At 35.3% G+C, this 331-nt stretch carries 1 protein-coding gene; it reads right to left on the bottom strand.

Going from position 1 to position 331, the window contains the following annotated elements; translation table 11 throughout:
- Window positions 1-331, bottom strand: a 331-nt coding sequence (locus CBI42_RS11650; protein WP_179211428.1) for a replication initiator protein A, incomplete at both ends; no start/stop codon positions are given.

Raw genomic sequence — 331 nt, 5'->3', positions numbered from 1 at the left:
TAAAGAATCAGTCTCACTATATTTAGTCTCACTAACTTCAGTCTCACTAGGGGCTAAATGTAAGACGGGGGGCGTTTCATTTTCAACCTGCCCTAGTCTTTTTTTAACACTAGGCTTGTTTGAAATAGCTACTGGGGTAGAAGACAACTCCCCTAAATAAATCTTATTAGCTAGTCTTCCTTTCTCACTTGAAGACTGTTGAACTTCATCAATTAAGTCATATTCTTTAAGAGTTTTTTTGATGGACAGTAATTTTGACTTCGAACAACCTAATAGCTTCATCAGTTTAGAATTAGAAAATACTAAATAGACTGCTCCTTCTTCATCTATC

Source organism: Streptococcus sp. KR, from assembly GCF_002238115.1.
Classification (GTDB): Bacteria; Bacillota; Bacilli; order Lactobacillales; family Streptococcaceae; genus Streptococcus.
This window is presented reverse-complemented; position numbering and strand designations above follow the sequence as displayed.